Here is a 21,566-nt window from a genome sequence, read left to right as displayed (position 1 = left end):
CCCTTTCGAATCGCGCAAATGGGGCGAAATCGATGACCGGAACCCCCAGTTGCGCGATTCGAATCTCAGATCTTGCGGCTGCGGGGCATCAGCCGCACGTCGGGCAGCGGCGGGGCGGGGATGCGCACGTCGTGCCCGTCGACCGCGCCGAAGCGAGGGGTCGCCGCGCCGGCGGAGGACTCCGCCTCCCATTCCTCGCGCGCCGCCACGATCTCGTCGTGCGTGCGACCGGCGAAGTTCCACCACATCACGATGTCGTCCTCGAACGGCTCGCCGCCGAGCAGGAAGAGCAGCGCGCCCTCGGTCGACGACACCTCGACCTCGTCGCGCGAGTCGCCGAGATAGAGCAGGTCGTTCTGCGCCAGCGGATGCTCGGACACGACGGCATCGCCCTCGACGAGCATCAGCGCGTGCTCCCACTGCGGCCGGAGCGGCAGGCGAACCCGCGATCCGGCGGGCATCGCGATCTCCGCCCCGACGATCGGCGTGTGAACGGTCGCGGGCGAGCGCGCACCGGCGAACTCGCCGAGCACGACCGTGGCCGTGGCATCCGCCCCTTCATCGGCCGGAACCGTGACAGCGGGAAGCTGCGTGTGCCTTTCGAAACCGGCCGCTCCGTGGCGAGCCGCCTCCGGCAGCACGACCCACAGCTGCAGGGCGTCGAGCGGGATCGGGCCGTCGCCGAGCGAATACTCCGAGTGCGAGATGCCGTTGCCGGCGGTCATCAGGTTCAGCTGTCCGCGGCGCAGGTCCACATGGCTGCGAAGGGAGTCGCGGTGCCGGATCTCGCCGACGAGCGGCCAGGTCACCGTCTGCAGGCCGATATGCGGATGCGGCTCGACGCGCATCTTCGTGTCGGCGGGCCCGAACCGGTCGAGGAAGCACCAGGCTCCGATGGTGGGCAGGTTGCGGTGAGGGAGAGCGCGCAGCACGTTCATCCCGCGGACTCCGCCGAGCGGCACCTCGCGCGGCTCGAGCACGAGGCGGCGCGCCCCGATCATGACCCCTCGGTCCCTGAGCCCGTCGACGGGCGCGGCCGGCGGATGTCCGCTCCCGCGATCTCGTGCGTCTCGAGGTACTTGGCGATGTAGGGGCAGAGCGGCACGATCGCGTCGCCGGATGCCGCGGCATCCGTCAGCGCGTCGAAGGCGAGCCGAGAGGCCAGACCCTGGCCCTGGAACGCGTCATCGACCTCGGTGTGGAGGAAGCGGATCGATCCGGGGCGACGGTCGAACGCCGCGAAGCCGGCGAGCTCGTCGCCGACGCGGATCTCGTAGCGCGATGCGGCGTCGTTGCGGGTGACGGTGATGTCGGTCATCGGGGGCTCCTTCCTGCGTCTGCATCCAACCTACGCCCGGAGGCGGACGTCAGGCTCGTGCGAGTTCGACGTCGAGATGCCAGCCCTCCGCGTCGTGCACGGCGTCGGTGACGGTGACGACATCGGCGGCACCCGCATCGGCCAGCACGCGGGCCAGCGGATTCACGAGACCGGTCTCGATCGCGGTGCCGATGCCGCGACCGCCGAACGCGAGCTTGCTCAGTGCGTACTCCTCGAGGATCTCTCGCGCCCGATCACCGACGTGCAGCGCGATGGCGGACCGGACCCGCAGCGTCTCGGCGACCGCGTCGATGTACTTGGCGATGAGCAGGCGCCCGACGGCTTCGCCGATCGAGTCGAAGACGATGATGTTGTCGCCCATCCGGCTCAGCAGCTCCGGCCGCTCCAGCCGCTCGATGAAGTGACGTTGGATCGAGTCGAGGATCCGGGCCGCCGCATGCTCGGCCGACGGCACGGCATCCTCCTCCGACGCGTCCCGCAGGGCCGCGGCCGCCCCCAGATTCGACGTGAAGATGATCACGGACTCGCTGAAGTACACCGTGTCGCCGCTGCCGTCGGTCAGACGTCCGTCGTCGAGGATCTGGAGGAACTTGTCGAGGATGCGCGGATGCGCCTTCTCGATCTCATCGAACAGCAGCACCGAGAAGGGGCGTTCGCGCACGGCATTGGTGAGTTCGCCGCCTTCGCGATGCCCGATGTACCCGGGTGGTGCGCCGATGAGGCGGGCCTCGCTGTGCTCGGCGGAGAACTCGCTCATGTCGAACCGCACGTAGGCGTCCTCCGTGCCGAAGAGCACCTCGGCGAGCGACTTCGCCAGCTCGGTCTTGCCGACGCCCGTGGGCCCGGCGAAGAACAGGATGCCCTGCGGTCGCGCGCGGCTGCCGCCCTGGTGTGCTCCCGTCAGCCCCAGGGCGGAGCGGAGCAGGATGTCGAGCGCGCGACGGACGGCGCGCGGCTGACCCAGCACTCTCCGCTCGATCGTCTCCTCGGCTCCCCGGATCCTGGTGAGCAGATGGGGATCCTGCCACGGGCTGTCGATGACCCCGGCGAGGTAGCTGCGCACGGCCTCGTCGATGCGGTCGGACTCGATGCCCTGGTCCTTCGCGAGGACGACGATGCTGCGCATCGCACGCAGCGTCACTCCCTGGGTCGTATCGGCGAACACGGTGGCCGCTCCGCCGAGATCGGCGTCGTCAGCCGTCGTCTCGTCGGAGAGGAGGGGCAGCAGCCGCGCAGCGGCCGCGCGGCGCACGCTGAGCGAGGGGAGGGGCACGCGCAGCGTGCGGGTGCTGTCGGAGGTGCGCAGCCAGTCCGGCGCATCACCCTCGGCGTCGGTGATCCAGATGATGCTGTTGCCCGGAGCGACCCGACGCTCGCTGCCCGGCGCCCGGTGCACGTCCTGTGTCGAGAGGAGGCGGCTCGCGAGGAGCAGCCGTCCGGCTTCGACGTTATCGCCGTCGCTCCAGATCCGCGAGGCGGACTCGATGATGAGTGCCACGCGACGCTCCGTCGGTCCGGCGGACTGCAGCAGCAGGTCGGACAGTTTCGCGACCGACCCGACGGTGGGGCGGTTGAGGTGCGAATCCGGGAAGAACTCGTTGCTCGTGACACCGGGTCCCTCGTGGTCCAGCCGGATGCCCTCGAGAGGGCTGAACCGGTAGATCAGATCGTAGGCATTGCCCTGCAGGCACTGCCGGATGAGGTCGACGGTCGACGAGAACCCCGCCGAATCCGATGCGAGATGCACGTCATGCACGTTTCCGGTCACGAGGAACTGGGCCGTGATCGGCAGGGACAGATCGAGCTCCTGCACCCATGCCGGCGAGCCCCGCGGCACCCGCGGGGGCGATGACCCGGTCATCGCGCCGGACTCTCGGTCGGCTGCGGCAGTCCGGCTTCCTGGAGCGCCAGGCGATGCGCCTCGAGCCCTGCGCCGAGCAGGGGAGTGCTCGTGCTGACGACCAGCTCGGGGGTGTCGATGGAGACGCGGGCGATGCGTTCGCGCAGTGCCTCGGTGAACGCGGGGAACGTGCTGAGCGGACCCCCGAAGGCCACAGCCTGGGGGTTCACCGCGATCGCGACATTGGCGATGGCGAGGGCGAGCACGTCGGCCGCTTCGAGCGCGACGCTCGTGAGCGGGCTCCGGCTCAGGTGCTCGGTCGCCATCCGCAGGTCGAGCCCGTACTGTCCCGCGGTGCCGAGCCCCGCCGCCGCCAGCCGCTCGGTGATGTCCCGATGCTCCGACCCGCCGTCCCGCAGGTAGCCGACCTCGCCGGCGAGGCCACGGTGTCCGCGGTAGAGGCGTCCGTCGAGCAGCATCCCGCCGCCGATTCCACGTCCGAAGTGGATGTAGACGAAGTTCTCGCAGCCGTGCAGGGCGCCCTCGCGGAACTCGCCGAGCGTGGCCCAGTTCACGTCGTTGTCGATGACGACCTGCGCCGCGTCGGACAGGTCGAAGGCCGCCCGCGGATCGAGGGGCACGGCGGGGAACACCGAGCGCTCGAGCACGAGGGGAACGCCCAGTTTCGCGTCGACGGGGTCGGCGATCGAGACCGTCGCCGCGAGCAGCGGTGCGGGGAACGCCTGCTGCGCGTCGGCGATGAGCCCGTTCACGAGCAGGATCAGTTCAGCGCGCCGGCTCTCGCTCGAGACCGCCGCCTCGAGCTCTGCGCGGACGACTCCGTGGAGGTCGCGCGTCTGCACCGTGATCGCGTCGTCCTGGATCACGACCGCCATCGACCTGCCGTGATTCGGGTCGATCTCGAACAGTGTGGCGACTCCGCCGCGCCTCCCCTCGCGGACCCCCACGTCGCGCAGGACTCCGCGCTCGAGCAGGCGAGCGGCGGCCGCGGAGACGGCGGGCTTCGACAGCCCGGTCGCCTCGGCGATCTCGGCGCGGGACACGGGGGCGGGCGAGTCGCCGATCACCCGGAGCACGTGCTGGTCGGTGATCGATGCGAGGACCTCGGGGCGCGGTGCGGCCAGGCCGTCGACACGTTTTGCCGGCCCGCGCGGTATATCGCGCTGGGTGCTTGACTCCGCCATGGAACCTCTCCTATCGTGTCCTCAACGATTCAGTAATCATACCTTACTGAACCTCAATGACCTAGGGAGATTGTTCCATGACCGAGCAGACCAGCTGGGCGACGCCGCCCGAGGACTTCCCGTCCGCGATCCGCGCAGTGAAGGCCCGACTCCGCGAGCAGATCGGCGACGTCGCCGGTCTGTTCGCCCGCATCGAGGCCGATCTCGAGCCGCACGTGCGGGAGATCGAGGCGACCCGTGAACGGGGGGAGGACGTGTGGCCCATCGTCCAGTACTCCGACATCGAGGCGGGAACCGTGCCGCAGGCCACCCTCGATCTCATCCACCGACGCGGCTGTGCCGTCGTCCGCGGGCAGGTGGACGAGGAGCAGGCGACCGAGTGGGATCGCTCGCTCGTGGAGTACGTGGACAGCAACGACTTCATGGCGAAGTACCGCGGCCCCGCCGACGACTTCTTCGGGGCGCTCGACGCCTCGAAGCCGGAGATCTACCCGATCTACTGGTCGACCGCGCAGATGGAGGCCCGTCAGCACGAGCACACGGCCACTGTGCAGAGCTTCCTGAACCGGATGTGGAAGAGCGAATCGCGCGGGGTGACGTGGTTCGACCCGGATCAGGATTCGATGTACCCCGATCGCATCCGTCGGCGGCCCCCGGGCACGACCTCGAAGGGGCTCGGCGCGCACACCGACTCCGGATCGGTCGAGCGCTGGCTCACGCCGGCGTACCAGCAGGTCTTCGACTCGATCTTCCACGGCGACTACGGCTCCTACGACCCCTGGGATGCGGCGTTCCGCACCGAGGTCGACGAGTACCCGTCCTCGACGATGTGCAGCGTCTTCCGCAGCTTCCAGGGGTGGCTGGCCATGTCGGAGATGAAGCACGACCAGGGAGTGCTGTGGGTCGTGCCGATCCCCGAGGCGATGGCCTACATCCTCGTGCGACCGCTTCTCGACGACGTGCCGGAGGACTCGCTCTGCGGGGCGGAGCAGGGGAAGGCCCTCGGCATCAACGAGGAATGGCACCCGCTCCTCATGCGTGCGCGATCCGGCATCCCCACCGTGCAGCCCGGTGATTCGGTGTGGTGGCACTCGGACGTGATCCACGGGGTCGCAGCCGTGGAGAACCAGGAGGGCTGGGGCAACGTCATCTACATCCCGGCGGCGCCGATGTGCGCGAAGAACGCCGTGTACGCCAAAGACGTCGCCGAGCGCTTCCGCCGCGGCGAGAGCCCGGCCGACTTCCCCAAGGAGGACTACGAGGTCGAGTGGGCGAACAGGTTCCAGGAGGAGCAGCTCAATCAGATCGGCGCCCGCGGCCTCGGCATCGCCCGCAAGGCACGGGTGGTCGAGCGCGAGGCCACCATCCCCCGCCCCTGACCCGCTGAGCGCGCCGGTCCATCGGCGCCGCCCCATGGCGGCGCCGACGGTCGAGCGCGTCCTGAGAACCCGAACAAGAGCAGCATCCGGATCGCAGAGCCGCGATCCGTCCCTCGAAGGAGAGTCATGAAGATCACACGTCTGTCGCGCGCAGCAGCAGCTTTCGGCATCGGCGCCCTCGCGGTCGGCGCCCTCGCCGGCTGCGGGGCCAACAACACATCGGGGAGTGCCGGTGGAGAGAACGTCTTTTTTTTTTCTTTCTCCTGGAGGTGACCTCGTGGTGGACCTCCGGTTCGGAAGCCGAGGCGCTCCAGGTGCTCATCGACGCCGTGGAGAAGTCGGATCCGTCTCTCTCGGTCGAGAACGCCGCCGTCTCCGGCGGTGGCGGGGCGAACGCCAAGCAGGCGCTCGCCGCCCGTCTCCAGGCGAGCGACCCGCCGGACTCGTGGCAGCTGCACCCCGACGGCGAGCTCAAGAGCTACGTCGAGGGCGGCCAGGTCGCCGACATCAGCGCGCTGTGGGAGAAGAACGGCTGGGCCGCTGATCTGCCGGAGGATGTCGCAGAGCAGCAGGCGTTCGACGGCAAGTACTACACCGTGCCGGTCGGGGTGCACCGGGGCAACGTGCTGTGGACGAATCCGGGAGTGCTCGCCGACGCCGGCGTCACCCTCGACGAGTCGACCACCGTCGATCAGTTCCTCGACGACATGAAGACCATCGCGGACAGCGGCACGACGCCGATCTGCCTCGGCGACAAGGATGTGTTCGCCTCCGCTCAGCTTCTCGAGTCGTTCATCATGGCGCGCGTCGGCGCGGAGAACTGGAAGGCGCTGTTCACCAACGAGTACGCCTTCGACTCCGCCGATGTGGAGCAGGCGCTCGAGGACTACAAGACCGCCCTTTCGCTCGCGAACGAGGACCACGCAGCACTCACCTGGGATGAGGCGGCCAAGAAGGTCGCCGCCGGGGAGTGCGCGGTGAGCCTGATGGGCGACTGGGCGTACGGCGAGCTCGCGGGCGCGGGCTTCGAGCCCGGCGTCGACTTCGGTTGGGCTTCCTTCCCGGACTCGGCGCAGATCTTCGACTACGTCGGCGACGGCTTCTCGATCCCGGCTTCCAACATCCCGAACGCCGACGCGGCGGAGCTCTGGCTCACGACGCTGATGGATCCGGCCGTCCAGACCGACTTCGCGGCGAAGAAGGGGTCGATCCCGGCGCTCACCACCGCCGACACCTCGACGCTGTCGGACTATCAGCAGGAGACGGCCGCGACGTTCAAGACGGCCGACGTCGTGTCCAGCCTCGCGCACGGCCAGGTCACCACCGCCGAGTTCGCGCGCGTCTTCGCTGACGCCGTGTCCGCCTTCAACGGAGATCAGAACGTCGACTCGTTCCTGGCGACGATGGTCTCCGCGCAGGGCAGTCTCTGATCGCCATGGTCGACACCGATATCGACACCGCCGCCGGCACGGAGGCCACGCGCCTCCGTGCCGGCGGCGCGCCGCCCGCAGCGCGCGCACCCGCCTCCCGACGACGACGCTCGCGCCACCACGGCGTGCGCACGCAGCGGCGCGCGGCCCTCATGTTCGCGCCGACGATGCTCGTCAGCCTGATCTTCGTCTACGTGTTCATCGGCACGACGGTCTACATCTCGCTGTCGAACTGGAAGGTCGGCACCTCGCGGGACCCCAGCCTCCGCGAACCGCTCGGCGGCACCTATCTCGAGCTCGCCGGTGAGCAGCGATTCCAGGCCGACATCCGGAACATCGTGGTGTTCACCGTCTTCTTCCTGGTGCTCGCCGTGGTCGGAGGCCTCATCTGGGCTCTGCTGATCCACCACGTCGTCGCCGCCCGCGGACTCTTCCGCACCGTCTTCCTGCTGCCGTACGCCCTCTCGTTCATCGTGACCGGGGTCGCATGGCGCTGGATCTTCGCCCCGTCGACGGGCGTGAACCAGGTCCTGCGGTTCCTCGGCATCGAGGACCCACCCGGGTGGATGACGGACACGACGATCCTCGGATCGCTGAACCAGCCCGCCGGCGACGACTGGCTCAAGGTGCAGCTCGGCATCCCGGTGGCGATGCTCCCGGTCATCTTCGCCGCCGCCTGGCAGCTCCTGGGCTTCGCCATGGCGATGTACCTCGCCGGCCTCGCCGCGATTCCGGACGAGCAGCTCGAAGCGGCATCCGTCGACGGAGCGAGCGCGTGGAAGCGCATCCGCTACATCACCCTGCCGCAGCTGTGGCCGGCCACGGTCACCTGCTTCGTGCTGCTGCTGCACGTCGCGCTGAAGATCTTCGACCTCGTCGTCTCGATGTCGGGTTCGGGGCCCGGATTCGTTACCGACGTCCCCGGCATCTACATCTACAACTATCTGGCCAGCCGCTACGACAAGGCATCCGCGATGGCCATCGTCCTCCTCGTCCTCACGCTCTGCGTGATCGTCCCCTACCTGATCCGGGGATACCGCAAAGAACGGAGGCCGTGACATGGCCGACACCCTGACGACCCAGGCGCTGACCGTCCCGGAGTCGAAGGCGCGGATTCGCGGCGCCCGACCGGGGTTCCTCCGACGTCGCACCGTCGACCCCGCCGATCGCAGTCGACTTCCGCGCACCCCCGGCGAATGGCTCGTGCTGGGGCTCTGCATCGTCGGGCTCGTCGCGATGCTGATCCCGATCTACGTGATCCTCGCCACCGCGCTCGCCGGATCGACCGGCGCCCCCGGGTTCTTCCTCGCCTTCCCGAGCCAGCCGAGCTTCGAGGCGTTCACGGGAGCGTGGGACAAACTGCACGGGTCGCTGCTCAACTCGCTCCAGATCACGATCCCCGCGGCGGTGCTCTCGTGCCTGATCGGCTCGTTCAACGGCTTCATCCTGTCGAAGTTCCCGTTCCGCTATTCGGGGGCCCTGTTCACGATCCTGCTGGTGGGCATGTTCATCCCGTTCCAGTCGGTGATCATCCCGCTCTTCCAGTTCCTGAGCGCACTCCAGCTGCAGGGGACCATCACCGGCCTGATCATCGTGCACGTCATCTACGGCCTTCCGATCACGACCCTGATCTTCCGCAACTACTACGAGGGCATCCCCACCGCGCTGGTCGAGGCGGCGGCTGTCGACGGCGCGGGGATCTGGCGCACCTACACCCGGGTGTTCCTGCCGCTCTCGGTGCCGGGGTTCGTCGTGGCCGGGATCTTCCAGGTCACGAACGTGTGGAACGACTTCCTGTTCGCCTTCATCCTGTCCTCCCCTGCGGTGTGGCCGGCGACCGTCACGCTGAACAACATGATCGGCACGACGACCGTGGACTACTCGGAACTGATGGCCGGCGCGATCCTCGTGGCGGCGCCGACCGTGATCCTCTACCTCGCGCTCGGTCGATACTTCGTTCGGGGGTTGACGGCGGGGTCGGTGAAGTAGCCGGGCGGCGGGTCGCGGGGATCTGTGGACGAGCGCCGCCGACGTCGGCGGGGATCGTTACGCTGGAGGGATGCCGCAGACTCCCCGTGACCCGTACGCGGATCTGCCGTACGCCGACGAGCCCTACGACGACGGTGGCTGGGAGACGAGCGAGCCGCCGGAGCCGATGGACTGGGAGCCGCAGGGCGCGGGATTCGAGCCGCCGCTCGACTGGGGGCCCGGCCCGACGACACCCGTGTCGCCACGAGCATCCGCGCCTGCTGCGCAGGCCGTCCGCAAGGCGACCCCGAGCCGCTATCCGTCCGCCGCCGAGGCGCTGCACACGGTGTTCGGCTACGACGAGTTCCGCGGCGACCAGGCCGCCATCGTCGAGCAGGTGATCGCCGGGGGCGACGCGGTCGTGCTGATGCCGACCGGTGCCGGCAAGAGCGTGACGTACCAGGTGCCGGCACTCGTGCGTGAAGGCACCGGGCTCGTGATCAGTCCGCTCATCGCCCTCATGCACGATCAGGTCGACGCGCTGCGCGCCAACGGCGTGAAGGCCGCGTACCTCAACTCCACGCAGGCGATCGATGAGCGGCGCGAGGTCGAACGCGCCTACGTCGCCGGCGAGCTCGACCTCATCTACGTCGCGCCCGAGCGGCTGTCGAGCCCGCAGACCACCGCACTGCTGCAGCGCGGAACACTCAGCGTCATCGCGATCGACGAGGCGCACTGTGTGTCGCAGTGGGGCCACGACTTCCGGCCCGACTACCTCGCGCTCGGCGACCTCGGCGAGCGATTCCCCGGCGTGCCGCGCATGGCGCTCACTGCGACGGCGACCGCGGCGACGCACAAGGAGCTCACCGAGCGGCTGCACCTCGACAGCGCGAAGCACTTCGTGGCGAGCTTCGACCGCCCGAACATCCAGTACCGCATCGTGCCCAAGGTCGACCCCCGCAAGCAGCTGGTCGCGTTCATCAAGTCGCAGACCGCGGCGGGCGATTCCGGCGCGCAGCCGGCCGGCATCGTCTACGCGCTCAGCCGCAAGTCGGTCGAGCAGACGGCCACCTACCTCGCAGCTCAGGGCCTCGACGCGCTGCCGTATCACGCGGGGCTTCCCGCCGAGGTGCGCGCTGCGAACCAGTCGCGCTTCCTCCGCGATGACGGCGTGGTCATGGTCGCGACCATCGCGTTCGGCATGGGCATCGACAAGCCCGATGTGCGCTTCGTGGCGCACATCGACCTGCCGAAGTCCGTCGAGGGCTACTACCAGGAGACCGGTCGCGCGGGCCGCGACGGCGAACCCTCGGTCGCGTGGATGGCGTACGGCCTCGGCGATGTCGTGCAGCAGCGCCGCATGATCGACCAGAGCCCCGGCGATCGCACCTTCAAGATGCGCCTGGGGCAGCACCTCGACGCGATGCTCGCGCTGTGCGAGACCGTGGAGTGCCGTCGGCAGAATCTGCTCGGCTACTTCGGGCAGCCGTCGGAGCCCTGCGGCAACTGCGACACGTGCCTGGACGAGACCGAGACCTTCGACGGGCTCGTCCCCGCGCAGAAGCTTCTCTCGACGATCGTGCGGCTGAAGCGCGAGCGGAATCAGTCGTTCGGCGCCGGGCACCTCGTCGACATCCTGCGCGGTGCCTCGACCGAACGCATCCGTCAGCAGGGGCACGACAAGCTCGCGACCTACGGCATCGGTGCCGATCTCTCCGACCAGGACTGGCGCAGCGTCGTGCGGCAGCTGCTGGCCCGCGGCATCCTGGTCGCCCAGGGCGACTACGGAACCCTCGCTCCCGGCGAGGCTGCGGCCGCCGTGCTGCGCGGCGAGACGCCGGTGCCGCTGCGCAAGGACACGATCGGACGCCCGGCGTCGTCGACCCGCGCCCGCAAGGCCAGTGCCGCCGACACGCTGGATGCCGGTGACCGCGGCATCTTCGAGGCGCTGCGCGCCTGGCGCGCCGAGACCGCGCGGGAACAGGGCGTTCCGGCGTACATCGTGTTCGGCGACGCGACCCTGCGCGCCCTCGCCGAGCATCGTCCGGCCTCCCTCGGCGACCTCGAGGGCATCACCGGCATCGGGGCCAAGAAGCGCGAGGCCTACGGCGAGGGTGTGCTCGCGGTCATCGCCGCCGCCTGACCCGCCCCGCCGATCCTGTCGGCTGGCGACAAGCGGATGCCGATGCGCTCCCGCATCCGCTTGGAGGAACACCACAGGTGACTTCGCCGGGGTTTGTCGCAGACCTACCATGGAGGCATCCCTACTTCCCCTGGAGGAATGCCATGGTCGACGCCGCCGTCCGTCCTTCGACGACATCCCACGAGCCGCACGATGCGGCCGACGTCCCGCACCTCGATGTCTCCCGCGTGAACGATGCGCTGATGGGCACCTGGGCCGACACCCGCCGGCAGGCGCGCGAGATGATCAAGGACTCGGCGTTCTGGCGCAAGGACGACCTGGGCAAGGACGAGCACCGCGAGCGTGTGCTCAGCCAGCTGCACCTGCTGGTCGAGAACAAGGCCGTGCACCGCGCGTTCCCGAAGTCGCTCGGCGGCGAGGACAACAACGGCGCCAACATCGCCGGCTTCGAGGAGCTGGTGGTCGCCGACCCGAGCCTGCAGATCAAGTCGGGCGTGCAGTGGGGCCTCTTCGGTTCGGCGGTGTTGCAGCTCGGTACGAAGGAGCACCACGAGAAGTGGTTGCCCGGCATCATGAACCTCGAGATCCCCGGTGCCTTCGCGATGACCGAGATCGGGCACGGCTCCGACGTCGCGGCTGTCGGAACCACGGCGACCTACGATCCCGAGACCGAGGAGTTCGTCATCCACACGCCGTTCCGCGCGGCGACCAAGGAGTACCTCGGCAATGCGGCCCTGCACGGCGTCGCGGCGACCGTGTTCGCGCAGCTGATCACGAACGGCGTCAACCACGGCGTGCACTGCTTCTACGTGCCACTGCGCGGCGAGGACGGCAATGACCTCCCCGGCATCGGCCGCGAGGACGACGGTCTCAAGGGGGGCTCAACGGCATCGACAACGGTCGGCTCTCGTTCGACCAGGTGCGCGTGCCTCGCACGAACCTTCTGAACCGGTACGGCGACGTCGCCGCCGACGGCACCTACTCGAGCGCGATCGACAGCCCCGGCCGCCGCTTCTTCACGATGCTCGGCACTCTGGTGCAAGGTCGCGTCTCGCTCGACGGGGCGGCATCCTGGGCCTCCGCTCTCGCGCTGAAGATCGCGATCACGTACGCGACCCAGCGTCGGCAGTTCGACGGCGTCGACGGGCAGGAGGTCGTGCTCCTCGACTACGGCAAGCACCAGCGGCGCCTGCTCCCGCGGCTCGCGACGACGTACGCCCACATCTTCGCCCACGACGAGTTCCTGAAGAAGTTCGACGGCGTCTTCTCCGGCCGCATCGACACCCCGGCCGACCGCGAAGACCTCGAGACGCTCGCCGCCGCCCTCAAGCCGCTGTCGACCTGGCACGCGCTCGACACCCTGCAGGAAGCCCGCGAGGCCTGCGGCGGCGCCGGGTTCATGTTCGAGAACCGCCTCGTCGGTCTGCGCGCAGACCTCGACATCTACGTCACGTTCGAGGGCGACAACAACGTGCTGCTCCAGCTCGTCGGCAAGCGTCTGCTCACGGACTACGCCCAGCAGTTCAAGGGCAAGGATGCCGCGACCCTGGCGAAGTTCGCCGTCGGCATGACGGCGGGCAAGGTGTTCCACGGCGCCGGCCTCCGCCAGCTCGGACAGTCGGTCGCCGACTTCGGACAGGTGTCCCGCTCGGTCGAGAACGGACTTCGCGAGGAGCAGCAGCACGACCTGCTCGCCGGGCGCGTGCAGCAGATGGTGGCCGACATCGCCGGGCGGCTCCGTCCCGGGGCGAAGGACAAGGCGCTCGGCGCTCGGCTGTTCAACGAGAACCAGGCCGAACTCATCGAGGCGGCCCGGGCGCACGGCGAGCTCTTGCAGTGGGAAGCGTTCACCGACGCCGTGCACGCGATCGACGACCCCGACACCAAGAAGGTCCTCACCTGGCTGCGCGACCTCTTCGGCCTGCAGCTGATCGAGAAGCATCTCGCCTGGCACCTGATCAACGGCCGACTGTCGAACCAGCGCGCGGGTGCCGTGTCGCGGTACATCGACCGCCTGTGCGCGCGGCTCCGCCCGCACGCCCTCGATCTCGTCGACGCGTTCGGCTACGAGCCGGAGCACGTGCGGGCACCCATCGCGAGCGGCATCGAGAAGCAGCGTCAGGACGAGGCCCGCGCCTACTACGCCGACCTCGAGGCATCCGGCGAGGCTCCGGTCAAGGAGAAGAAGTCCAAGCGGGAGCCGCTGGGTGATCTGAAGAAGCGCTGACACTCGCTTTCGAATCGCGCGAATGGGTCCTCATGGTCCTCGATCGGGCCCATTTGCGCGATTCGAACGCCGGGCGGGTAGTGTCGCACCCGGCCCGCCGACGAAAGAAGATCCAATGACCCGCGTCCACGCCTACGCCGCGCCGAGTGAAGCCGCACCGCTCGAGAAGACGACGATCGAACGTCGAGAACTCGGACCCCTCGACGTGCTCATCGACATCGCCTTCGCGGGCATCTGCCACTCCGACATCCACACCGTGCAGGGGGACTGGGGTCCGCAGCAGTACCCGCTCGCGCCCGGACACGAGATCACCGGAACGGTCGCCGCGATCGGCACCGACGTCACGAAGCACGCGGTCGGCGATCGCGTCGGCGTCGGCTGTCTGGTGAACTCCTGCGGAGAGTGCCGCAACTGCCTGCGCGGAGACGAGCAGTTCTGCACGCAGGGAGCCGTGTTCACCTACGGATCCGAGGACCGCGACGGGACCGTCACCCAGGGCGGCTACTCCGAGCAGGTCGTAGTGACCGAGAAGTTCGCGCTCCGCATCCCCGACGCGCTCCCGCTCGACGTCGCCGCCCCACTGCTCTGCGCCGGCATCACCACCTACTCCCCGCTGCGGCACTGGAACGTCGGACCGGGCACACGCGTCGCCGTGGTCGGACTCGGCGGGCTCGGGCACATGGGCGTGCAGATCGCGCACGCGCTCGGCGCCGAGGTCACCGTGCTCTCGCAGACGCTGGGCAAGAAGGACGACGGCCTGCGCCTCGGGGCCGACGACTACCGCGCGACGAGCGACCGCGAGACGTTCCGCGAGCTGCGGTCGTCGTTCGACGTGATCCTCAACACGGTCAGCGCCGTGATCGACATGCGCTCCTACCTGAGCCTGCTCGACGTCGGAGGCACCATGATCTGCGTCGGCGCTCCGGCCGAACCTCTTCCCGTGCAGGTCATGTCGTTGATCGGCGGCCGCCGCTCACTGGCAGGGTCCAACATCGGCGGGATCGACGAGACGCAGGAGATGCTCGACTTCTGCGCCGAGCACGGCATCGCCGCCGAGATCGAGGTGATCCCGGCATCCGAGATCAACACCGCCTATGATCGCGTGCTGGCCTCGGATGTGCGGTACCGGTTCGTCATCGACGCGTCGACGTTCGCCGCGTGACGTCGGTGGGCGCCGCTAGCCTCGACGCATGACCTCCCTGATAGCCGGCCCCGACTCCCGCGCCCGCTGCGCCTGGGTCGGCGACGATGCCGAGTATCGCCGCTACCACGACGAGGAGTGGGGCACGGCGCTGCACGGCGACCGCGCACTGTTCGAGAAGATGGCGCTCGAGGGCTTCCAGGCGGGGTTGTCGTGGATCACGATCCTGCGCAAGCGCCCCCGGTTCCGCGAGGTCTTCGCGGGCTTCGAGCCGGAGGCCGTCGCGGAGTTCGGTGAGGCCGACGTCGAGCGTCTGATGACGGATGCCGGCATCATCCGCAACCGGGCGAAGATCGAGGCCACGATCGGCAACGCGCGCATCGTCCGCTCGATGGGCGACGGCGAGCTCGACGCGCTGATGTGGTCGTTCGCGCCGCCGGCGTCCGGCATCCGCCCCTCATCGATGGCCGACGTTCCCGCGGTCACGCCGGAATCGACCGCTCTGAGCAAGGAACTGCGCCGCCGCGGGTTCCGCTTCGTCGGTCCCACGACCATGTACGCCCTGATGCAGTCGGCCGGAATGGTCGATGACCACCTCGAGGGATGCTGGCGGGCCTGACACTGTAAGGCAGCAACAGGGGAGACATGCCCATCGAGCGATATACCAGGTGCGGTTAGGATGAACGAGTGCGCCGCCGGCCCGTCGGGTCCGCGGTGGTGAGCTGAAGAGTGTCGACCCTGGGGGGAACCGGGTATGAAGGCCTTGTCGTGGATGCGCGCGCGACCCAAGACTCTGGCATCGGCTGCGGGAGTGACCGCCGGGGTCATCGCCCTCACCACGATGGCGCTCACCTACGAGGGCTTCCCGACCACCAAGGTCGACCTGAACGACGGCGGCGTCTGGATCACGAAGACCTCGAGCCTGCTGGTCGGGCACTTCAACCACGAGTCCACCGTTCTCGACGGCGGTCTGCGCACGACCAGCGAGAGCTACGACATCCTGCAGGACGCGGCGAACGTGCTGGTCGTCGACACGACGGCGTCGACGGTGACCGCCATCGACCCGGCCCGTGTCGCCCTCGGCGACTCGACGGTGATCCCCGGTTCGGCGAAGGTCGCGCTCGGCAAGGACACGGCGGCGATCCTCGACGAGAAGTCGGGTGATCTGTGGGTGATGCCGGTCCAGGGACTCGCCTCCTTCGAGATCGAGGCCGAGGAGCCGCTCATCGAGCTGGGCAAGGACTCCGACGTCGCCGTGGCATCCGACGGCACGGTGTTCGGGCTGTCCGGCGAGCGCGGCGAGGTCGTGACCGTCCCCGTCGACAACGAGGGCAGCCCGGGGGAGCCGTCCGCGGCATCCATCGGTGAACTCGATGTGAGCGAGCGCCCGACCATCACCGCTGTCGGCCGCACCCCTGTCGTGCTCGATGCGGCTGCCGGAGTGGTGACCACCCCTGGCGGCTTCCGGACCGAGATCGACGGCGCGGCGGATGCCGTGCTGCAGCAGGCCTCCGCCGAGTCCGACGCCGTCGCCGTCGCGACCCCCACCGCCCTGCTGCGAGTGCCGCTCGACGGCGGAGAGACGACGTCGACCGAAGCGGGAGCATCGGGTACGGCGGCGGCGCCCGTGTGGTTGCGCGGGTGCACCTACGGTGCGTGGGCGGGATCGGCGACGTTCATCCGCGAATGCCCTGGAGACGCCAACGACGTCAAGGCCCCGATCGACGGTGCGGAGAACTCCGCCAGCCTCACGTTCCGCGTCAATCGCGATGTCATCATCCTCAACGACGCCGTCGGGGGCGCGGCCTGGATGGCCAACGAGAGCCTGCAGCGCGTCGACAACTGGAACGACCTGGACGCCTCCGGAGGGTGAGACGGAGAACGAGGACGACTCGACCGAGGAGACCATCGAGACGACCCTGCCCGAGCGCAGCGAGGAGAACAATCCGCCGGTCGCCACCGACGACGAGTACGGCGTGCGTCCCGGTGCGACGACGCTGCTGCCGGTCCTCGACAACGACAACGACCCGGACGGCGACGTGCTCGTCGCGGCACTCGCCGAGAGGCAGCCGTCGATCGGCACCGTGCAGCCCATCAACAACGGTGGATCGCTGCAGATCGCGGTCGACGAGAAAGCGACGGGGTCGGCGACCTTCACATACGAGGTCGACGACGGCCGCAAGGGCAAGGACACCGCGCAGGTCACGCTCACGGTGCGCGACTGGGATCAGAACGTCGCGCCGAAGTCGAAGCGGAAGACCGCCCTGGCCGTCGAGACGGGCGGCACGATCTCGTACAACATCCTGCCGGACTGGATCGATCCGGATGGCGACGACATCTATCTGAAGGATGTCATCCCCGCTCCCGGTGACGAGGTCGACTTCAGCAAGGACGGCCAGATCACCTACAAGGCGACGGCGAGTCTGCAGGGCCGCAAGGACGTGCAGGTCACGGTGGCCGACGCGTCGGGTGAGGTCGGCTCGGCGACGATCGCGCTCGACGTGCGGCCGCGAGGCTCGACGAATCCGAAGACCAACGCCGACCATGTGATCACCAGAGCCGGGGAGCAGGTCACGGTCGCGCCGCTCGTCAACGACACGAGCGCCGGTCGGGAGCCGCTGCGGCTGAGTCGGGTGCTCGATGCACCGGGAGCGACGATCCTCCCCGACTTCCCGAACAAGACCTTCTCGTTCACGGCGGCGAAGACCGGCGTCTACTACGTGCAGTACCAGGTGACGACCGGCCCCAAGAACGGGGAAGGCCTCGTGCGCATCGACGTGATGCCGGAGTCGGAGAGCGATCTGCCTCCTGTCGCCGTGCGCGACGTGGCCCTTCTCCCGACCGGTGGAGACGTGCTGCTGGGTGTGCTCAACAACGACACCGATCCGGCCGGCGGCATCCTCGTGGTCCAGTCGGTCACCCTGGAGCCGGGCACCGGCATCTCGGTCTCGGTGCTCAACCACGAGACGCTGCGCATCACCGATCAGGGTGCCCTCGACGAGCCGGTGCGCATCAAGTACCGCATCTCGAACGGATCGAAGTCCGCCGAGGGCGAGGTCGTGGTGATCCCGATCCCCGCGCCCGACGAGATCCTGCCCCCGGTGACGAACCCCGACACGGCCACCGTCCGCGCCGGCGACGTCGTGACGATCCCGGTGCTCGACAACGACACGCATCCGAGCGACGACATCATGCACGTCGAGCCCGAGCTCATCGAGACCGTGGATCCCGAGGACGGCGAGGCGTTCGTGTCGCAGGACGCCGTGCGCTTCAAGGCCGGCGACGAGGCGCAGACCGTGTACCTCACCTACGAGGCGTCGGACTCGCGCCAGCAGAAGGCTGCCGGCTTCGTCACGATCCAGATCCTCCCGATCGATGCGGAGACCAACGCCGCTCCCCGCCCGCAGGATCTGACGGCCCGCGCCCTGGCCGGCACCGAGGTGAACATCGCCGTGCCGCTGGACGGCATCGACGCGGACGGCGACTCGGTCGAGCTGATCGGCATCGACTCCAGTCCCACGAAGGGCCGGATCACGGCCGTGGGACCGAACTACTTCACCTTCGAGGCCGCCGCTGATGCCTCCGGCGTGGACGTGTTCAAGTACCGCGTCCGCGACCGCCTCGGCAAGGAGGGCATCGCCACGATCCGCGTCGGGATCGCCCCCGCCGAACAGGTCAACCAGCCGCCGTATGCCGTCAAGGATGCCGTCGTCGTGCGCCCGGGCCGGGAGATCGCGGTGCCGGTGCTGGAGAACGACTCCGACCCCGAGGGAGACAAGCTCGCGCTGGTGAAGGACGGTCTCGAGGTCCCCGATCAGCTCGAGGCCAGGGTCTCCGGCGATCGCGTGATCCTCACCGTGCCGAACCAGGAGATGGAGACGTCTCTGCAGTACACGGTGAGCGATGCCCGCGGCGCCACGGCGACCGCCACGCTGCAGATCACCGTCGACGAGGACGTTCCGCTGCAGGCCCCGGTCGCTCGCGACGACCGCCTCCAGCCGGCGGATCTGAAGGACGGGAGTCTGTCCGCCGATCTCGAGATCCTCAAGAACGACGAGGACCCGGACGGCACGAAGGACAGGCTCGACGTCGAGGTCGGCGGGGGTGGCACGCTGCTCGAGAACGGCAAGGTGCGCGTCACGGTCACCGACGAGCTGCAGCTGATCCGCTACACGCTCACCGACCCTGACGGCCTCCAGGCGTCGGCGTTCATCTTCGTCCCCTCGCGCGACGGACTGCGCCCCGCCCTCACCTCCACCAAGCCGGTCGAGGTGGTCAGCGGCGAGACGAAGAAGCTGCCGCTTTCCGAGTACGTGACGGTCGCCGGCGGCGGCGATGTGATCATCACCGAGAAGGCGAAGGTCAGCGCCAACAAGGCCGACGGCTCCGACCTGCTGCTGGACCCGCGCACCCTGGTCTACACGTCGGCCGACGGGTACTTCGGTCCCGACTCGCTGACGTTCGAGGTCACCGACGGAACCGGGCCGGATGACCCGGAGGGCCGCAAGGCCACGCTCAGCATCCCTATCAACGTGCTGCCTCCCGACAACCAGCAGCCGACCTTCGTGCAGGGCCAGGTCAACGTCGCACCCGGCGAGGATGCCACCGAGCTCGACCTCGCCGCGCTCACCGACGACCCGGATCCTGAGGATGCCGGCAACCACGACTATTCGTTCGTCGGCGGCGACGGGAAGGGCGTCTCGGCCAGGGTCGACGGCGACAAGCTGCTCGTCGAGGCATCGTCCAACGCGGTCAAGGGGACGACGGTCACGCTCACCGTCCGTGTCAGCGACGGCGAGACGGAGCCGGTCGAAGGCATCGTCACCGCGCTGGTCACGGCGTCCACGCGGTCGATGCCGACCGCGAACACCGACACGATCGCCGAGGCGGACGCCGGTGAGAGCATCACCGTGCCCGCGCTCGCGAACGACCACAATCCGTTCCCCGAGACGCCGCTGAAGATCGTCGCGGCCGTGACGGAATCGGGGCGCGGGGAGGCCTCCTTCACCGCGAGCGACGTCACGGTCACGCCGGCCGAGGGCTTCGTCGGGACGATGGTGGTGCGCTACCGGATTCAGGACGCGACGCAGGATGCCGATCGCGAGGTGAACGGGCAGATCGTCGTCACGGTGCAGGACGTTCCAGCCGCGCCCGGCGTTCCCGTCGTCTCCAGCGTGCAGGATCGCACGGTCGTGGTGTCGTACTCCGCTCCGTCGAACAACGGCGCCGAGATCACGAAGTACACGGTGAGGTCGGTCAAGGGCGGCGCGTACACCAAGGAGTGCCAGTCGACCACCTGCACGCTCGACGGGCTGACGAACAACGTGGAGTACACGTTCCAGGTGACCGCGACGAACCGTGTGGGCGAGTCCGAGCCGTCCAACTCGTCGGAGGTCGCGCGTCCGGACGCACGGCCCGACACCCCGAACCCGCCGACACTCGCCTTCGGCGACAAGTCGCTGAAGGTCGCCTGGGCCACTCCGTCCACGCCGGGTTCGCCGGTGGACCGGTACACGCTGGAGATCTCTCCCGCGCCGCCGTCCGGCGTCACCCAGAAGGAGGTGACGGGCAACTCCCTCACCTGGGAGGGCCTCGAGAACGGCTCGAACTACCAGGTGCGGGTGCAGGCGCACAACCGCGCGCCCGACCCCTCGAGCTGGAGCGGCTGGTCGTCGTCCGAGATCCCGGCCGGGCCGCCGATGGCCGCCGGGGCGCCGACGACTCAGGAACTGTCGCCGGTCGGCGATCAGGCCCAGATGCAGGTGAACTGGTCCCCGCCGGACAAGAACGGCGATGCGATCCGCAGCTATCAGCTGGAGGTGATGCGGGGTGGCCAGACCATCCGCACCGTCACTCCGGGGCCGCAGGAGACTAGTCAGGCGATCGTGGTCGAGACGTCGGAGACCGCGTACACCTACCGCATCCGCGCCGAGAACAAGGCCGGCTGGGGTGAGTGGAGCGCGCAGTCGGCTCCGCGCCGCGGTGTGGTTCCGCCCGGAGCACCGACGAGCCTGCGGATCGCCGCCGAGAACGACAGCGCGCTGGCGATCGCGTTCAACGCAGGGTCCAGCGGAGGCGCGTCCTCCAACGAGATCAGCTACCAGTACCGGTTGAACGGCAGCAACTGGAACGGTGTCCCGGGAGACCGCACGATCCGAGGTCTGAACAACGGCACCGACTACACGGTGGAGGTGCGTGCCGTCGCCACGGTGAGCGGCTCGACGTATTCGGGCGCGGTGTCGAATTCCGCGAGGGGCAATCCGCACGGAATCCCGCACACGCCGGGCGTGAGCGCCGAATCGCTCACCACGCAGGTCCGGCTGCACTGGAACGCCAACGGCTCGGCCAACGGCCGCCAGATCAACCTCACGCAGATCAGCATCGACGGCGGCGGATGGCAGGACGTCGCCCAGTCGGGAACGGTCGACGTGGGTGGCGGGTACAGCGAGACGCACACGATCCGGTCGCGCGCACGGGACACGAGCGGTGCGTGGTCGGCGGAGAGCGGCACCGCGCAGGCCACGTCGCAGCCACCGCCCGCGCCACGCGCCTGGGTCACCCGGGGTCAGGCCGTCAGCAACTCGGAGTGCAATGACGGCACCTGCGCAAGGTTCGTCGTGAACACGTCGAACTTCCCGGCGGGCAACTATCCGGTGTCGTGCAACAGCGATGCCCCGGATGGCTACCGCTTCTCGAACTACGGATCAGTGGCCATCCCGGCCAACGGCTCGATCAATCTGACCTGCTTCCACGGCTACGGAGGTCGCGCGCAGGTCTGGGTCACGATCAACGGCGCAGACTACGAGAGGACGGCCTGGTAGCCCCGATGTCGGGCTCCTATGGGCAACACTGCCCATAGGAGCCCGGTCACGGCACGGTTAGGATGAACGAGTA

The 21,566-nt window shown here is 68.9% G+C and carries 14 protein-coding genes and 1 pseudogene; 11 read left to right on the top strand and 4 right to left on the bottom strand.

The genetic code is table 11. From position 1 onward, the window contains the following. Positions 1-65 precede the first annotated feature (65 nt). From QFZ21_RS09770 to QFZ21_RS09755, 4 genes are read right to left on the bottom strand one after another with little or no spacing between them, the layout of a single operon-like run. The gene (locus tag QFZ21_RS09770; protein WP_307377248.1) at positions 66-1,001 is read right to left on the bottom strand and encodes a pirin family protein; all 936 of its coding nucleotides are present in this window, start codon (positions 999-1,001) and stop codon (positions 66-68) included. Further along, the gene (locus tag QFZ21_RS09765; RefSeq protein ID WP_307377246.1) at positions 998-1,318 is read right to left on the bottom strand and encodes a GNAT family N-acetyltransferase; all 321 of its coding nucleotides are present in this window, start codon (positions 1,316-1,318) and stop codon (positions 998-1,000) included. The genes QFZ21_RS09770 and QFZ21_RS09765 overlap by 4 nt, the downstream gene beginning before the upstream one ends. A gap of 49 nt (positions 1,319-1,367) precedes the next feature. Next, positions 1,368-3,200 carry an AAA family ATPase gene (locus QFZ21_RS09760; protein ID WP_307377245.1) on the bottom strand — a complete coding sequence of 611 codons (1,833 nt, stop codon included), beginning with the start codon at positions 3,198-3,200 and terminating at the stop codon, positions 1,368-1,370. Further along, positions 3,197-4,384, bottom strand: coding sequence for an ROK family transcriptional regulator (locus QFZ21_RS09755; RefSeq protein WP_307377243.1), 1,188 nt, complete (start codon positions 4,382-4,384; stop codon positions 3,197-3,199). Before QFZ21_RS09755 ends, QFZ21_RS09760 begins: the two co-directional genes overlap by 4 nt. A 77-nt stretch (positions 4,385-4,461) precedes the next feature. Here QFZ21_RS09755 and QFZ21_RS09750 point away from each other — a divergent pair, with 77 nt between their 5' ends. The 11 genes and pseudogenes from QFZ21_RS09750 (at position 4,462) to QFZ21_RS09700 (ending at position 21,493) form a co-directional block, all read left to right on the top strand. Then, a complete protein-coding gene (locus QFZ21_RS09750; protein ID WP_307377241.1) occupies positions 4,462-5,763 on the top strand; it encodes a DUF1479 domain-containing protein in 1,302 nt (433 codons plus the stop codon). A gap of 126 nt (positions 5,764-5,889) precedes the next feature. Beyond that, complete coding sequence (locus QFZ21_RS09745; protein WP_307377239.1) at positions 5,890-6,036, top strand: hypothetical protein; 147 nt, start codon at positions 5,890-5,892, stop codon at positions 6,034-6,036. Next, positions 6,033-7,193 (top strand): ABC transporter substrate-binding protein, encoded by a 1,161-nt coding sequence (locus QFZ21_RS09740; protein ID WP_307377237.1) that lies wholly within the window; start codon positions 6,033-6,035, stop codon positions 7,191-7,193. The genes QFZ21_RS09745 and QFZ21_RS09740 overlap by 4 nt, the downstream gene beginning before the upstream one ends. Before the next feature lie 5 nt (positions 7,194-7,198). Continuing rightward, positions 7,199-8,251, top strand: a complete 1,053-nt coding sequence (locus QFZ21_RS09735) for a carbohydrate ABC transporter permease (protein WP_307377234.1) — start codon at positions 7,199-7,201, stop codon at positions 8,249-8,251. 1 nt (position 8,252) lies between these two features. Continuing rightward, on the top strand, positions 8,253-9,182 hold the full coding sequence (locus tag QFZ21_RS09730) for a carbohydrate ABC transporter permease (protein ID WP_307377231.1): 930 nt from the start codon (positions 8,253-8,255) through the stop codon (positions 9,180-9,182). Between the two features lie 70 nt (positions 9,183-9,252). Then, a complete protein-coding gene (gene recQ, locus QFZ21_RS09725; protein ID WP_307377229.1) occupies positions 9,253-11,304 on the top strand; it encodes a DNA helicase RecQ in 2,052 nt (683 codons plus the stop codon). 143 nt (positions 11,305-11,447) lie between these two features. Continuing rightward, positions 11,448-13,531: pseudogene (locus QFZ21_RS09720) on the top strand (acyl-CoA dehydrogenase). 115 nt (positions 13,532-13,646) lie between these two features. Beyond that, positions 13,647-14,693 carry an NAD(P)-dependent alcohol dehydrogenase gene (locus QFZ21_RS09715; protein ID WP_307377226.1) on the top strand — a complete coding sequence of 349 codons (1,047 nt, stop codon included), beginning with the start codon at positions 13,647-13,649 and terminating at the stop codon, positions 14,691-14,693. Positions 14,694-14,721: 28 nt separating this feature from the next. Next, positions 14,722-15,291 (top strand): DNA-3-methyladenine glycosylase I, encoded by a 570-nt coding sequence (locus tag QFZ21_RS09710; RefSeq protein ID WP_307377224.1) that lies wholly within the window; start codon positions 14,722-14,724, stop codon positions 15,289-15,291. A 135-nt stretch (positions 15,292-15,426) separates the two neighbouring features. After that, positions 15,427-16,545, top strand: a complete 1,119-nt coding sequence (locus tag QFZ21_RS09705) for a hypothetical protein (RefSeq protein ID WP_307377223.1) — start codon at positions 15,427-15,429, stop codon at positions 16,543-16,545. Next, positions 16,442-21,493 carry an Ig-like domain-containing protein gene (locus tag QFZ21_RS09700; protein WP_307377221.1) on the top strand — a complete coding sequence of 1,684 codons (5,052 nt, stop codon included), beginning with the start codon at positions 16,442-16,444 and terminating at the stop codon, positions 21,491-21,493. Before QFZ21_RS09705 ends, QFZ21_RS09700 begins: the two co-directional genes overlap by 104 nt. Positions 21,494-21,566: the final 73 nt, after the last annotated feature.

Source organism: Microbacterium sp. W4I20, assembly GCF_030816505.1.
Classification (GTDB): Bacteria; Actinomycetota; Actinomycetes; order Actinomycetales; family Microbacteriaceae; genus Microbacterium.
Note: the sequence above shows the minus strand (reverse complement) of the source record. Positions and strands in the feature narration are given on the sequence as shown.

Bases quoted from the DNA above. Each gene is read 5' to 3' on its own strand.
- QFZ21_RS09700 (WP_307377221.1), top strand. From the start codon at position 16,442: ATGTCATCATCCTCAACGACGCCGTCGGGGGCGCGGCCTGGATGGCCA.
- QFZ21_RS09750 (WP_307377241.1), top strand. From the start codon at position 4,462: ATGACCGAGCAGACCAGCTGGGCGACGCCGCCCGAGGACTTCCCGTCC.
- QFZ21_RS09760 (WP_307377245.1), bottom strand. From the start codon at position 3,200: ATGACCGGGTCATCGCCCCCGCGGGTGCCGCGGGGCTCGCCGGCATGG.
- QFZ21_RS09705 (WP_307377223.1), top strand. From the start codon at position 15,427: ATGAAGGCCTTGTCGTGGATGCGCGCGCGACCCAAGACTCTGGCATCG.
- QFZ21_RS09710 (WP_307377224.1), top strand. From the start codon at position 14,722: ATGACCTCCCTGATAGCCGGCCCCGACTCCCGCGCCCGCTGCGCCTGG.
- QFZ21_RS09735 (WP_307377234.1), top strand. From the start codon at position 7,199: ATGGTCGACACCGATATCGACACCGCCGCCGGCACGGAGGCCACGCGC.
- QFZ21_RS09715 (WP_307377226.1), top strand. From the start codon at position 13,647: ATGACCCGCGTCCACGCCTACGCCGCGCCGAGTGAAGCCGCACCGCTC.
- QFZ21_RS09745 (WP_307377239.1), top strand. From the start codon at position 5,890: ATGAAGATCACACGTCTGTCGCGCGCAGCAGCAGCTTTCGGCATCGGC.
- QFZ21_RS09755 (WP_307377243.1), bottom strand. From the start codon at position 4,384: ATGGCGGAGTCAAGCACCCAGCGCGATATACCGCGCGGGCCGGCAAAA.
- recQ (WP_307377229.1), top strand. From the start codon at position 9,253: ATGCCGCAGACTCCCCGTGACCCGTACGCGGATCTGCCGTACGCCGAC.
- QFZ21_RS09765 (WP_307377246.1), bottom strand. From the start codon at position 1,318: ATGACCGACATCACCGTCACCCGCAACGACGCCGCATCGCGCTACGAG.
- QFZ21_RS09730 (WP_307377231.1), top strand. From the start codon at position 8,253: ATGGCCGACACCCTGACGACCCAGGCGCTGACCGTCCCGGAGTCGAAG.
- QFZ21_RS09770 (WP_307377248.1), bottom strand. From the start codon at position 1,001: ATGATCGGGGCGCGCCGCCTCGTGCTCGAGCCGCGCGAGGTGCCGCTC.